Origin of the sequence: Methylobacterium sp. 88A (genome assembly GCF_000376345.1) — a bacterium.
Classification (GTDB): Bacteria; Pseudomonadota; Alphaproteobacteria; order Rhizobiales; family Beijerinckiaceae; genus Methylobacterium; species Methylobacterium bullatum.
The window spans coordinates 360253-373003 of sequence record NZ_AQVT01000001.1; the positions used below are offsets into that span (position 1 = coordinate 360253).

At 66.8% G+C, this 12751-nt stretch carries 16 protein-coding genes; 6 read left to right on the forward strand and 10 right to left on the reverse strand.

What is annotated here, in order from left to right:
• The first annotated feature begins 181 nt into the window (after window positions 1-181).
• Window positions 182-550 carry a hypothetical protein gene (locus A3OM_RS23375; protein ID WP_056147342.1) on the forward strand — a complete coding sequence of 123 codons (369 nt, stop codon included), beginning with the start codon at window positions 182-184 and terminating at the stop codon, window positions 548-550.
• A gap of 252 nt (window positions 551-802) precedes the next feature.
• Here the strand turns inward: A3OM_RS23375 and flaF are convergent, their stop codons facing one another.
• A complete protein-coding gene (flaF, locus tag A3OM_RS0101665; RefSeq protein WP_018042000.1) occupies window positions 803-1162 on the reverse strand; it encodes a flagellar biosynthesis regulator FlaF in 360 nt (119 codons plus the stop codon).
• A 298-nt stretch (window positions 1163-1460) separates the two neighbouring features.
• On the opposite strand from flaF, the gene A3OM_RS0101670 reads away from it, so the two are divergent.
• On the forward strand, window positions 1461-1715 hold the full coding sequence (locus A3OM_RS0101670; protein ID WP_018042001.1) for a hypothetical protein: 255 nt from the start codon (window positions 1461-1463) through the stop codon (window positions 1713-1715).
• A 12-nt stretch (window positions 1716-1727) separates the two neighbouring features.
• Here A3OM_RS0101670 and A3OM_RS26035 read toward each other — a convergent pair whose 3' ends face one another.
• The 7 genes from A3OM_RS26035 to A3OM_RS0101705 form a co-directional block, all read right to left on the reverse strand.
• A complete protein-coding gene (locus A3OM_RS26035) occupies window positions 1728-1883 on the reverse strand; it encodes a hypothetical protein (RefSeq protein ID WP_018042002.1) in 156 nt (51 codons plus the stop codon).
• 191 nt (window positions 1884-2074) lie between these two features.
• The gene (locus A3OM_RS0101680; RefSeq protein ID WP_227437903.1) at window positions 2075-2338 is read right to left on the reverse strand and encodes a hypothetical protein; all 264 of its coding nucleotides are present in this window, start codon (window positions 2336-2338) and stop codon (window positions 2075-2077) included.
• Between the two features lie 189 nt (window positions 2339-2527).
• On the reverse strand, window positions 2528-3052 hold the full coding sequence (locus tag A3OM_RS0101685; RefSeq protein ID WP_018042004.1) for a metallophosphoesterase: 525 nt from the start codon (window positions 3050-3052) through the stop codon (window positions 2528-2530).
• Window positions 3053-3065: 13 nt separating this feature from the next.
• Window positions 3066-4070, reverse strand: a complete 1005-nt coding sequence (locus A3OM_RS0101690; protein ID WP_026175619.1) for an energy transducer TonB — start codon at window positions 4068-4070, stop codon at window positions 3066-3068.
• 5 nt (window positions 4071-4075) lie between these two features.
• Window positions 4076-4558, reverse strand: a complete 483-nt coding sequence (gene tolR / locus A3OM_RS0101695) for a protein TolR (protein WP_026175620.1) — start codon at window positions 4556-4558, stop codon at window positions 4076-4078.
• A 110-nt stretch (window positions 4559-4668) separates the two neighbouring features.
• On the reverse strand, window positions 4669-5361 hold the full coding sequence (locus A3OM_RS0101700; protein ID WP_018042007.1) for a MotA/TolQ/ExbB proton channel family protein: 693 nt from the start codon (window positions 5359-5361) through the stop codon (window positions 4669-4671).
• A gap of 86 nt (window positions 5362-5447) precedes the next feature.
• Window positions 5448-5924, reverse strand: coding sequence for a hypothetical protein (locus tag A3OM_RS0101705; RefSeq protein ID WP_018042008.1), 477 nt, complete (start codon window positions 5922-5924; stop codon window positions 5448-5450).
• 590 nt (window positions 5925-6514) lie between these two features.
• On the opposite strand from A3OM_RS0101705, the gene A3OM_RS0101715 reads away from it, so the two are divergent.
• Window positions 6515-6952: an Hsp20 family protein gene (locus A3OM_RS0101715; protein WP_018042009.1), complete on the forward strand. Its 438-nt coding sequence runs from the start codon at window positions 6515-6517 to the stop codon at window positions 6950-6952.
• 78 nt (window positions 6953-7030) lie between these two features.
• Window positions 7031-7315 carry a DUF1150 domain-containing protein gene (locus A3OM_RS0101720; protein WP_018042010.1) on the forward strand — a complete coding sequence of 95 codons (285 nt, stop codon included), beginning with the start codon at window positions 7031-7033 and terminating at the stop codon, window positions 7313-7315.
• A gap of 20 nt (window positions 7316-7335) precedes the next feature.
• Here A3OM_RS0101720 and A3OM_RS0101725 read toward each other — a convergent pair whose 3' ends face one another.
• On the reverse strand, window positions 7336-8115 hold the full coding sequence (locus A3OM_RS0101725) for an alpha/beta hydrolase (RefSeq protein WP_018042011.1): 780 nt from the start codon (window positions 8113-8115) through the stop codon (window positions 7336-7338).
• A gap of 179 nt (window positions 8116-8294) precedes the next feature.
• Here A3OM_RS0101725 and A3OM_RS0101730 point away from each other — a divergent pair, with 179 nt between their 5' ends.
• Together A3OM_RS0101730 and infC are read left to right on the forward strand one after the other, a co-directional pair.
• The gene (locus A3OM_RS0101730; RefSeq protein ID WP_026175621.1) at window positions 8295-9521 is read left to right on the forward strand and encodes a glycosyltransferase family 4 protein; all 1227 of its coding nucleotides are present in this window, start codon (window positions 8295-8297) and stop codon (window positions 9519-9521) included.
• A 188-nt stretch (window positions 9522-9709) separates the two neighbouring features.
• Window positions 9710-10231 carry a translation initiation factor IF-3 gene (gene infC, locus A3OM_RS0101735; protein WP_018042013.1) on the forward strand — a complete coding sequence of 174 codons (522 nt, stop codon included), beginning with the start codon at window positions 9710-9712 and terminating at the stop codon, window positions 10229-10231.
• Between the two features lie 171 nt (window positions 10232-10402).
• On the opposite strand, the gene A3OM_RS0101740 is transcribed toward infC, so the two are convergent.
• Window positions 10403-12739 carry an amylo-alpha-1,6-glucosidase gene (locus tag A3OM_RS0101740; protein ID WP_018042014.1) on the reverse strand — a complete coding sequence of 779 codons (2337 nt, stop codon included), beginning with the start codon at window positions 12737-12739 and terminating at the stop codon, window positions 10403-10405.
• Between the last annotated feature and the right edge of the window lie 12 nt (window positions 12740-12751).

The following is a 12751-nucleotide window of genomic DNA, read 5'->3' on the forward strand; positions in this document are numbered from 1 at the left end:
CGCGCGCCGGCCTGATTCTTAAAAAACTATCTATCCCCTTGAGAATTCCTTTCTCATCTTCGTGGACAGTGGTGGGTAATCGGCGGGTTTTAAAGACTGGTTTACCCTCGCCGTCGTTTTTGGTTGCATGCCACGACCACCTTCGAAAGGGCGTGCAATGACGATCCTCAGTATCTCTCCGATGTCGATGCCCACCGTCGCGCCAGTCGCTCCGATCGTGAATGCCCCGGCTCCGGTGCGTAAAGCCGGCCCGGCGACGACGGTCGGCACGCCGTTGGATCCACCCGTGCGCTTCGATGTTCGGCTGGACGACGCACCCGTCGCCGACGATCAGGCGCCGAAGCCCGACACAGAGGCGCCGACGGCCGATGAGCGCCGCATAACGGTGGATCAGGACACCAAGAGCCTCGTTTATCAGGTGGTGGACCCGAATTCCGGTGATGTCGTCGTTCAGTTGCCCGAGGCCACGATCCTTCGAGCCCGCGCCTATGCGGAGGCGACGGCGATGCGGGCGAAGGAAGATCAGCACCCCCTCGATCGAACGGCCTGACGGGAACTGGGGCCGGAAGCACAAGCCGAGGGAGGGTGGGCAAGCAAGGTCGTAGCTCGGGCTACGACCTTTTCGTGGTTGGCCCGTAGAGCCGGCGTCGTTGTTTACAGGAAGCTGAGAGACCCCTCCAGCGGGTTAGCCGAGGAAACCGGCACTGGTTTGCCCGGCGGCCATGGTATCGCGACAGCCGATCCAGCGTGCCGGTATGCGTCGCGAGGCGTACGCACGCTTCCAGAGGGGCACCCTCGTGCGTCAGGTGCGCAGCCCGGCGGCGATCTGGTGATTGATGTTGATGAGGGCCGATAGCTTCTCCGCCTTCGGGTCGATCATCGTGTCGATCATCCGCTTGAAGACGAAGGTCGAGAGTTCGGCAATGCTCGTCTTGATTTCGATCGGCAACTGGCTCTCGGGAGCCGTCGCGGCACCGGCAATGATCGTCCAGACTTTCTGGTTGAAGTTCAGGGCCTCGTTCAACGCTCCCGACTGGTTCTGCCAATCTTCCTGGATCGTCTGGAGCCGGCCCGCTGCCTTGATAAGGACGGCTGCCTCCGCCTCCCGAGGCGACAACGCGGTCTGCGCGACCCGTGCATAGGCACTGGCTCCGTAGGACATGGTCGATCCTTCTCCCGAAGCGGCCGAGCTGATTCGGGCCGCTGGAGGCAGACGTTGACGGGGTAAGGTTAAAATCTGGTAGCGGACGGATTTCGCCCCAATCATGCCGATAAGCTGGCGGAGGACTTGGAGTGAGGTGAATGACCTCGCCTTGTCCGACTGGATCGACCAACACGATGGCGTGCGCTGCAGCAAGGGAACGACGCCGGACGGCATTGTGCAACGTATCAGTTAGATTTTGCGGTCATGCTGCGTCGAAGCAGAGCCGCGCTGCGGGCGGGCACGACTTTTCACAGACATGATGAATTTTCTGCTCGGTACGCTCGCCGGAGGGCTCATCGCCGGGGTCGTCACCATCGTCGCCGTCCGACAGCCCGAGGTCCAGGCCAAGCTCGGCCTCTATCCCGTCTCGTCGGCGCTGCTACTCCCGGCGGCTCCCCCGCGCATCGAGCCCCCTTGCAGTCTCATCCCCGCCCGTCCTCAGAGTGACCAGACCATCGGCCACCCGGACATGCTGTTCTCCAAGCGACGCTTCTGGTTCGTGGCCCCGTGATGGGGGCGACGATCACAGGCTGCTGAGGAGGAACATCACCATCGTCGTCGCCACGGTGGTCGAGAGGAACCCGCACAGAGCCGCCGCGAAAGACGGGCCGGTCGCCGACGAGTGGGCGGCGTGGGACGAGAGCAGGGTGAGATCGCTGTGCTGTGCGGACGCGTTCATGACGGAAGTCTCCCGACGGACAAGCTTTCCGTCGTTCGTGAAGCTGTGACGTGGGGATGGCGGTGCGGCTGTGCGTCGCCGCACCGGACAGGCGAATACAGAAGCACTCCGCAGTAGAGCGGATGCCGATTTGAGTTCGAATTGTCAGTTGGAAGAGGCCAGAACGCAGTATCCGCATCCGGCCTCACCGTTCAGTCGCAGCGATTCACCGATTTGGCGGCCCGCAAAGCCCGCGTTTCGCTGCGAAGATCGATGGCGACGATGCCGGCACCGCAATCCTCGAAGGCTTCCTTCGCGTCCTCGTACCGGTCGCCGACTTCGTCGAGGGTGTCGCAGACCCGGTCACGGTTGCCGAGACGTGCTTCCTCACGAGCCTGGTATCGCAGCGCCGCGGCCTCCTGGATCTTCCGTTCACCCTTGAGGCAGGAGGGAGCCGCGAGGGTGGGGGCGATCATGCACAGCACGAAGCCAAAAGCGGCGATGGGCGTTGCAGGAGCGAAGCGCATGGGAAAATCCGATTGTGCGTCTCGTTGAAGGTGGGCTGTCCGTCTTTCGACCCCGGCGACTCGGTCCGGTCGGTCCCTGATCAAGTTCGAGGCCAGTGATCGGTCGTCATCGTCGAGTCTGCCGTTCAAACGGCGAACTCACGGCGAAGGTTCCGCAGGTTTCTTGCGCTTGCGAGAGGCCAGAATCTGGTCGAGGCGCACCGGTACACAGGCATGGACGTCGACCCCGACATCGTATTGCCGTGGGGCCGGCGTGAGCTTGCCGTGGGAATGGCCGTGGAGATTGAGGGCGCCGCGGCCGATGCCGTTCCAGGTCCGGAACGCGTAATGGCAGAGGACGAGCCGCCGCCCCTCCACGTCGATCTCGGCATAATGGGCTACCGAGGCCCAGTCCCGCAGGGCGAGCGTGCCCGGACCGTCATTGTTACCGACGATCAGGTGCTTAACGCCGTTGAGGGCGCCGACGATCTCGGCGATGCGCGCGTCGGAGGGGCCGACCGCCACGTCGCCGAGATGCCAGATCGTGTCCTCCGGCGCGACCCTCTCGTTCCAGTTGGCGATGAGACCGGCATCGTGGGCCGCGAGGTCCGGATAGGGACGCCGGTCGATGTTCAGCGCACGCCTGTCGCCGAAATGCGTATCGCTGGTGAACCAAACCGCCACGACCCCGACCGGCTCAGCCGCCGGGCCGGAAGCGCATGGGAACGGTGACGGCGAGGCTGCTCACGGAGACGCCGGGAGGAGCCGCCGGCAGCGAACCGCGCACGGCGGCCAGCGCTGCGCCGTCGATGACGCTGATGCCGCTGCTGCTGGCAAGCCCGGCACTGAGGACCTGACCCGAGCGTGAGACGGTGAAGCGCACCACGGCGGTGCCCCCCGCAGTCCCCGCCGCCGCGTTGCGATTCATGCGGCCGTTGATGGCCGAGGCCAGGGCTCCCTGCCATTGGCGCAGGGCACTCGGATCGTTGCCGGAGGCGGACGAGCCCGTGCTCGCCTGCCGGGCGGAGGAGGCCGAACTACTGGGCCCGCCTTCCTGAGCGGCGCGCCTGCTGGTCTCGCGCGCGGCCTTGAGCTTGGCTTCCTTGGCCGCCTTCAGCTTCGCCTCGCGGATGGCCTCGCGCTTGGCCTCCAGTTCCTCCCGGCGCTTCGCCTCGATCTTGGGATCGGGCTTCGGCTTCGGTTTGACGATCTCGACGGGCTTGGGTGGCTTCACCGGCTCGGGCGGCTTGGCCACGACCGGCGGCGGGGGAACGAGGGGCTCGGCCACCTCGGCGGTGGAGGTCACCACCTGCTCTTCCGGCGGCACCTCCGTGATCGTGTCGGGCGTGACCACGGGCTGGGTCTCGTCGGGGGGGATCTCGGCGGTCTCGGGCGGCGTCACCTCTGCCATGTCGGGCGGTTGCACCTCTTCCACCACGTCCGGCGTCTCGACCGGGGTCTCCTGCGCAGGGGGAGGCACTGCCTCCGTCATGGCGGGAGCCGACGGGGCTTCGGCCTCCGTCGATTGCGGCGCCAGATCGATGGTGATCGTGTTCTCGCCGGGGGGCGCCTTGGGCGGCTGACCGAACAGCATCATGCCGGCCAGCACCGCCAGGTGCAGGACGAAGGCCACGAGGAAGGCGGCAGTGAGTCCCGTGGGACCTTTTGGTCCGGGTTCACGTGTCGAAACGAGGGCGCTCATCGGGTCTACCGCGGTGCTCCACTCGCCGCAGGAGCCGCCGGAAGCGCTCCGCCCGGGGATTGCGCGATGAGCGACACCTTGGTGAAGCCGGCCTGGCCGACGAGGCCCATCACTTCCATGATCTTGCCGTAGGGCACGTCCTTGTCGCCGCGCACCAGCATGACCTGGGTCGGGTCTTCCGCCGCCAGCGCCTTCAGGCGCGGCACGATCGTCTCGGGCGTCAGCTCGTCCTTGGCCAGGAACGGCTTGCCTTCCTTGTCGATGGAGATTTCAAGCGGCTTCTTCGCCTGAGCGACCTTGGCGGCCGTGGTCTTCGGCAGTTGCACGGGCACGCCCGTCGTCATCAGCGGCGCCGCGACCATGAAGATGATCAGCAGCACCAGCATCACGTCCACCATCGGAGTGACATTGATCTCAGACATCGGCGCCGAGTCGAGGTCGTCCTCGTCGTCGCCGCCGCCGCTGGCGCGGACCGAACCCATACCCATCGTTCGCCCTCCGGGGCATCGGCGGCCGGCTCGATGGCCCGCCGCATGTCGTCACCGGGCCGCCGCATCCGCGCCGGCCATGGAATGTTCAGAGCGTCGAGAGAGCCGTGCTACTCGGCGGCGGCGGCGTGCGGCACGCTCTTGCGGTCCCGCGCGAGTCGGTTGCCGAGGGTGCCGATGCTCGCGACGAAGGCGGATTGCACCCGGCCGAGATCGTTGGTCAGCTTGTTGTAGGCCATCACCGCCGGGATCGCGACGATGAGGCCGATGGCCGTGGCGAAGAGGGCCTCGGCGATGCCGGGGGCCACCACGGCGAGCGACGTGTCCTGGCTCTGGGCGATGGACGAAAACGAGTTCATGATGCCCCAGACCGTGCCGAAGAGGCCGATGAAGGGGGCGGTGGAGCCGGAGGTCGCCAGAAGCGGCAGGCCGCTCTGGAGGCGCTTGACCCGCAATGTGAGGGCGGCCCGCATGGCGCGCTCGATACGGTCGCGGCGCTCGGCACGGGTCTCGGTGGCATCCTGGTCGCGCCAGGCATCGAGACCGGCCTGAACGATGCCTGCATCGATCCCCGATCCCGTCGCTTCGAGCGAACCGCCGGAGCGGACCAGGGCATCGAAGGCCTTGGCCTGACGCTTGGCGGCGGCGAAGCGGACGAGCTTCTCGAACACCACCGTCCAACAGGCGATCGAGGCGACCACCAGCAGGATCATGACGCTTTTGACGATCGGGTCCGCCTGGAGAAACAGGCCGATGAAGGAGAAGTCGTGGGCGGCAGCGGCCGGCGCGGAAGTCGGATCCATGGCGGGCTCCTCGGGTTTCGTTGGGTGGCGATCGCCGAGGGGCGACCGGATCGGCGTTCGGACGGGCCGTCGGCCCGCCCGCGGGGTCAGCGCGTGAACGTCGCGCTCGTCTTGCTCTCGGTTTCGATCCGGTCGAGGCAGCTCTCGCGGCTGGCCTCGCCGCCTTCGCAGGCGAGGACGTCGTTGAGGAGGATGCGGCCGATCTTCGGGCAGGCGAGGGACGGGAAGTCGAACAGCCGAACCATGGTCTTGCGGTCCTGGATGGGGCCGAGTTCGACGGCGAGGCGCTTCTGCGCGACGCCTTCCGTATCGAAGGCGAAGAGATCGAGCTTGAGGGATTTCAGCGCGGTGCCGCGGCTGTTGTCCACGAGGAGATAGGTGCGGCAGGCCTCGCCCGCCGGCTCGAGCCGGTTGAGTTCGAGCTTCAGGGCGGGAGGCTTCGCATCCTGGGCGACGGCGGAGCCGGCCCATCCCAGCGTGAGGGCGGTGGCCACCAGGGCGGCGCCGACGGCCCGGACGGGAGAAAGAGTTGGGAAGTCGATCACGCAGTGCGCCTCTTTCATAACGGTCCGGTTCTCCTCGGTTGCGGCAGTCCCTGGTCGCCTGCGTCGAAACGCCATGGCAAACGGGAAGCGCCGAGACCCCTGACAGGGCTCGTCTTCGGCGGTTCCTCGGGCAATGAGCGCGACGCTCGCGTTCCGGTGTCGCTCCAGCCTGACCCGTGGCGCCCGGCTTGCGCACCGCCGCATCGTTCGACGTGGCGCGGAGTATCCGAATTGATCCGGCAAGATCAAGCTTTGGGCTAAAAATCAGAGCAGTTCCAAACTGTTACTGCGACGCTCCACGCGGGCATCGTCGATTTCCTAAACGTCCCAAATAAGTTGCCTGATCGTCCCGACCTCTCGCGCTTACTCCCGAACCGCAATCATCCTCTCCACCGGATGCGATGGTGTTCCGGGCGGACCTCTCCCGTTGGGGGGGCGGACGGTGCGAGGAGCCGGCGGTGAGCCGAACCCTTGATGCCGCTTTTCCACATCTCCATATCGCGATGACCGGCAGGCGACCGCCGGGAGGAGTGCTGCAGCAGGCGGGCTCCGACAGTTCGAAGTGCCTCATTCTATCGACCCTTGGGCTTCGCGAAGGACAAGATCACGTGACGACACGGCCTTCTCCGTTCGGACATCCGTTTCTTCTCGGCTTCGACGAGATCGAGCAGGCCCTCGACCGGGTGTCGAAGGCGGCCAATGACGGGTACCCGCCCTACAACATCGAGCGCATTCAGCGCTCCGACGACGAACCCGAGCGACTTCGCATCACCCTCGCGGTGGCCGGCTTCACGCGGGACCAACTCGACGTGATGCTGGAGGAAAACCAGCTCGTGGTGCGGGGCCGCCAGGTCGACGACAAATCGCGCCAGTTCCTGCATCGCGGCATCGCTGCGCGCCAGTTCCAGCGCGCCTTCCTTCTCGCCGACGGCATGGAGGTGGTGGGCGCCGACCTCTCGAACGGACTTCTCTCCATCGACCTCACCCGCCCGGAGCCGGAACGGATCGTCCGGAAGATCGCCATCGCATCCCGCGACGACGTCTAGGAGCGCGACCTATCCACCCGGTGACGGCCCGCGAACGGAACCGCACCGGACCAAGCTCTGCCTCGAAAGGAGGGCATCATGACCGATTTCAACCCGAATCCGATCACCCCGGCCGATCTCGACCCCGCCGAGTTCAACGCCGCCGATCTCGCGGCCCTCGGCGAAGGGCACATCGCCTATGTCCGGCCGATCCGCTCCGACGAGGTGAAGCGGCTGTTTCCGCAGGCGCCTGACCTGACCCCGGGCATGGACCTGTTCGCCCTGCTCTCGGCCAGCGGCAGCCCGATCCTGCTGGCCGATTCGCGGGACGTGATCGTCGCCAACGCGGTGGCGAACGATCTGCACGCCGTGAGCCTGCACTGAAGAACGACCCGCCTCGCGGCTCAGCCGATCTCCGCCACCGCCGCCAGCAGCCGTGCGAGATCCTGCGGCCGTGACAGGCGGTGGTCGCCATCGGCGATGAGGGTGAGGACGGTGCCGGGAGCCGGCAGCCGTTCCACCGTCGCGAGGGCATGGGTGTAGGGCACGTCCGGATCTCGCATGCCCTGCAGGATATGCACCGGGCAGCCCGGATCGATCGGACCGCCGAGGAGAAGATGCCGGCGCCCGTCCTCGATCAGCGCCATGGTGGTGGGCACCGGCTCCGGCCCGTAGTCGGTGGGCCGCATCCACACGCCCTCCCGCTCCATCGTCGCGCGGATATCGGGTGGAAAACGCTCCCACATCAGGGTCTCGGTGAAGTCGAGGGCGGGAGCGATCAGCACCATGCCGGCCAGGGGGGCGTCGCCCCGGAGCGCCCGCGCGCGCGCCGCGAGGCAGGCGATCCAGCCTCCCATCGACGAGCCGACGAGGATGGCCGGCCCCGTCACGGTGGCGCCGAGGACCGCCATGGCGTCTTCGAGCCAGGTCGAGATCGTCGATTCGGCGAACTCTCCCTCCGATTCGCCGTGCCCGGTATAGTCGAACCTGACGAGCGCGCGGCCATGGTCCCGCGCATAGGCGTCGAGGACCATCGCCTTGGTGGCGCCCATATCGGAGCGGAAGCCCCCGAGCCAGACCAGAGCGGGTCCGTCTCCCGCGCGGCTGCGCACCGCGATGCGACGGGCGGCGTCTCCCTTGCCCACGGTGATGAAGGTCGGGGCCTGGATGAGCGCTGAGTCCATGCGTAGTCCCTTTTATCCGGTAAAACCGACATTTGACTGTGATGCAGTCGCATTTCGTTTACCGAGCCGTAAAGCGTGCCCCCGATGCTGGAGACCATGATCGAGACACGAGACGAGTCCCGTCGCCCCTTCGAAGACCATCTTCCGTCGATCCGGCCGTCTCCGGAAGGATGGGCTCGATGAGCGGCGAGGAAAGATTCGGGGCCGGATTCCCTAGCGAGGCGCAACCTCTGGCGGGCGCCACGGTGCTGCAGATCATTCCGGCCCTCGACGCCGGTGGGGCCGAGCGTACCACGGTGGATGTGGCCGCAGCCCTCGCCTCCGCGGGCGCGCGGGCCCTCGTGGCGACGGAAGGCGGACGCCTGGTCGGCGAGATGCAGGCCAAGGGCGGAACCTGGCTTCCATTCCCCGCCGCCTCCAAGAATCCCCTTGCCATGGCGCTGAATGTCGGGCGCCTCGCGCGCCTTTGCCGGCGCGAGGGGGTCCAGATCGTCCATGCCCGCTCGCGCGCTCCCGCCTGGGTGGCCCTCGGCGCCGCCCGGCGGCTGAAGATTCCTTATGTGACCACCTATCACGGCAGTTATTCCGGCCGGACCGGCGTGAAGGTGCTCTACAATTCGGTGATGGCGCGCGGCGACGTGGTCATCGCCAATTCTCACTACACCGCCGACCTCATTCGGATGCTTCACCCCGATCAGGCCGGCAACCGTGTCCGGGTCGTCCATCGCGGCACCGATCTCGCCCAGTTCTCGCCCGGCGCCGTGGCGCCCGCCCGCGTCGAGGCCCTGCGCCGATCCTGGGGGGTGGCGCCGCACCAGCGCGTCGTCCTGCTCGCGGCCCGGCTCACCGCCTGGAAGGGTCAGCGCGTGCTGATCGAGGCCGCCGCTTTCCTGCGCGACCGGGGCATCACCGATGTCGTCTTCGTCCTGGCCGGCGACCCGCAGGGCCGCTCCGCTTACGAGCGGGAACTCGACACATTGATCGAGGCACGCGGCCTCCGCGACATCGTCCTGCGGGTTGGCCATTGCACCGACATGCCGGCCGCCTTCCGGGCGGCTTCGGTGGTCGCCGTCCCGTCCGTGGAGCCCGAGGCCTTCGGGCGCTCGGCGGTGGAAGCCCAGGCCCTCGGGACCCCGGTGGTTGTCTCGGATCTCGGCGCGGTGCCGGAAACGGTGCTCGCCCCGCCGGAAGTGCCGGCGGCCCAGCGCACCGGCTGGCGGGTGCCGCCCGGCGACGCGCCGGCTCTGGCCGAGGCCCTGCTCGAAGCGCTCACCCTCGGGGCCAGCGCGCGGGACGCCATGACCCGGCGGGGCCGCGCCCATGTGGAGGCGCATTTCTCCCTCGATGGCATGGTGGGCGCCACCCTCGACATCTATGCGGAGCTTCTCGCCCGACGCCCGCGCTGACACTGTATGAGCCGGTTCGTGAACCAAACCCGCTCCTGCCTGTTGACACGGGACGCAGTTCGGACATGGTGTCCGCAACCGGATTGCCGGAGCGATTGGTGGCAGGTCTAGCCCTCCGGGCGATGTCCGCAGGCTGCCGTTTCGTCGTTCACTAGGAGATTGAAGCCATTCGTAGACCAATGAGAGCCATGCCGGCCCCGCAGAAGGACGGGCCGCGCGCCAATCGGGACATCCGTGGCGTCCGCGAGGTGCAGCTCATCGATGATACCGGGCAGAACCGCGGTGTCGTCGCCTTCTTCGACGCGCTCGCCCTTGCCGAAGAGGCGGGCCTCGATCTCGTGGAGATCGCGCCGAACTCCGTCCCTCCCGTCTGTAAGCTTCTCGATTACGGCCGCTTCCGCTTCAACGAACAGAAGAAGCAGAACGAGGCCCGCAAGAAGCAGAAGACGGTCGAGGTCAAGGAGATCAAGCTCCGCCCAGGTATCGACAAGCACGATTACGACACCAAGATGAAGGCGGTCATCCGTTTCTTCGAGGAGGGCGACAAGGTGAAGGTCACCCTGCGCTTCCGTGGCCGTGAGATGGCGCACCAGGATATCGGCCTGCGCCTGCTCGAACGGGTGAAGAACGAGACCCAGGAAATCGCCAAGGTGGAGAGCGAGCCGATGCTCGAAGGCCGCCAGATGATCATGATCCTGGCGCCGCGCTGAGGTCGCTTTCGTCCCACCACGGGACATGGACGTTCTGAAAGCCGCTTCCTCGGGGAGGCGGCTTTTTTTTATCGCCTTACAGCCGGTCTCGAATGTCGTGTGATTCGGGGCAGCTTCGTGCTTGCCGCGAGGGTAGGGGGCAGCCTGGGAGCCGCCCCCAAGTCCCAGGATTTATTTCACCACGGACACCTGCGCGTCGCCCACCCGCCTCAGCACGTTCACCGTGACGTCGCTGCCGTAGCGTTGCACCCGCAGGTCGATCCGTGAGTCGCCGAGCTTCAGGTTGAAGATCGAAACGCCTTCGAGGAAGTCCGGGAGGGTGGGGTTGCGCAGGCGGATGCGGTTGCGGTCGTGCTGGATCTCCAAACCGATGCAGGCCGAGAGGAAGGCGAACGGAGCCGCCGCCGCCCAGGCCTGGGGCGAGCAGGCCACAGGGTAAGAGACGGGGCCGCGCTGGTTGCGGCGCATGAAGCCGCAGAACAGCTCCGGCAGGCGCTTCTGGTCCTGGTAGAGGGCGGTGTCGAACATGCCCTGGAAGATACGGGAGGCCTCTGGCTTCAGGTCGTAGCGCGCGAGGCCCATGGCCACCAGGGCGTTGTCGTGCGGCCAGATCGAGCCGTTATGATACGACATCGGGTTGTAGCGGGCCTCGCCGCGCGCGATCGTGCGGACGCCCCAGCCGTTGAATCCGTCCTTCGACAGCAGGTTGGCGGCGACGCTCGCGGCGCGCTCCGGCAGGGCGATGCCGGTGAAGAGGGCGTGGCCGGCATTGGACGAGCGCACGGCGCATTGCTTCTTCGCCCCGTCCAGGGCCAGCGCGTAGGTGCCGATCTCCTCGCACCAGAAGGCCTTGTCGAAGTTTTCGCGAAGGGCCAGCGCCTCCTTGCCGAGGCGGGTGGCGAGGTCGTCGTGCCCGAGCAGTGTGGCGAGCTTGGCCATGCCGTTCTTGGCGGCATAGACGTAGCCCTGGACTTCGCACAGGGCGATCGGCCCCTTGGCGAGCTGTCCATCGGTATGGAAGATCGAATCGTGGCTGTCCTTCCAGCCCTGGTTCTCCAGGCCCTTGTCGGTGTCGCGGGCATATTCGACGAAGCCGTCGCCGTCCCGGTCGCCGTACTCGTTCATCCACGTGAGGGCGAGTTCGAGGGCGGGCCAGATGCGCTTGATCGTCTCGATGTCGCCGGTGACCGCGTAATACTCGTAGGCCAGCATGACGAAGAGCGGCGTGCCGTCGATGGTGCCGTAATAGTGGCGGAACGGCACCTCGCCGAGCATCGCCATCTCGCCGCGCCGGGTCTCGTGCAGGACCTTGCCCGGCTGGGCGTCGGCGGCGGGGTCCACGGCCTTGGCCTGTGTCGAGGCGAGGTAGCGCAGGACGCCCTTGGCGAAGTTCGGGTCGATCCAGAGCGCCATCATCGCGGTGATGATGCCGTCGCGGCCGAACACGGTTGAGTACCAGGGGATGCCGGCGAAGGGGTAGATGCCCTCGGGCGTGCGGCTCGCCAGCATGTAGAGGTCGGCGGTGGCGCGGCAGGCCGCTTCGTTGAACTGGTCGTTCGACGAGATGATCGTGGTGATCCCGGCGGTGAGCTGGCGCAGGTCCCGGCGCGCGTCGCGATAGGCGCGGGCGAAGATCACGCCCTCGCCGAGGCCCTTGGGATGGCGTGCGCCGGCGCTGCTTCCCGCCGCGTGTGACAGGCCGGCGGCGGCGTCCTCGCCGACCTTCTCCGCAGCCGGAGCGCTGGTGAAGGCGCGGTGCGATTCGAAGACGACGCGGATGAACAGGGACGTCCGGCCGCCCGGGGGCAGCGAGACCTCGAACTCGGCGCGGCCCGGCTCGATACGGTGCGGCTTCGGACCGAAATGCAGGCTCGTGGTGCGCACCACCTCGTCGAGACCGACATAGCGAAACTGGACTTCCGATTCGTTCGCCACCTGCACGCTGCGCTTGCCGCGGACCGGCCGGTCCATGCCGCGCACCTCGAACAGGTCGCGGTAATCGGCGTCGAAGGTCACGCCGATCTTGAGCTTCCAATGGCGCGAATCGTAGTTGCGCAGGCCGATCCGGTCGTAGCAGGCACCCTTGAACAGGAACTTGGTGCGCTCGATGGCGATCAGCTCGCGGGGGATCGTGGTCTCGTCATGGGCATCGATGCGGATGTCCGGCGTCGTCATGTCGACGCTCAGCGCGCCGTTGTCGTCCTGCATCACCGAGGAGAGCAGCAGCGGGCGCTGGTCCTCGATGGTGAAGCCGAGGCGCGACAGGTAGCGTGTATCCTGGAAATACAGGCCCTCGGGCCCGGGCAGCACGCCGATATCGCCGTAGCTGTCGAGGACGGCGAAGGCCTCGCCGTATTTCAGGGAGCGTAAGGGGCGCTCCACCAGCGAGGTCTGTGCCTCGATATGGTATTGCGGCAGCACCTCGTCGGCATCCTGGAAACCCTGCCCCAGCCCGTTCGTGCCGCTGTGACCGTCCTGTGTCGTCGCCGTGGAAGTGTTCGCCGCCATGCCTGAACGTCT